Here is a 239-nt window from a genome sequence, read left to right as displayed (position 1 = left end):
CCTCTACCACGGTCGATGCGCGCAGCAGCCGCACCATGCCGCAGCTGCCGCCGGGCACGCCCTTCGAGGACCTGTTCGAGGAGTTCTTCAACCGCCGCGGCGGCAAGGGCGGTGACAAGGGTGGCGAGCGGGGCGACAACGACTCGCCGCGCCAGCAGCGCAAGTCGAACTCCCTTGGCTCCGGCTTCATCATCGACACGTCCGGCATCGTGGTGACCAACAATCACGTCATCGGCGAC

General features: G+C 67.4%; 1 pseudogene. It reads left to right on the top strand.

The annotated features are described in order from the left end of the window. Positions 1-239, top strand: a pseudogene (locus AC0IYU_RS34980) (serine peptidase); the annotation flags it as partial.

Source organism: Variovorax sp. AC103 (assembly GCF_979254005.1).
This window is presented reverse-complemented; position numbering and strand designations above follow the sequence as displayed.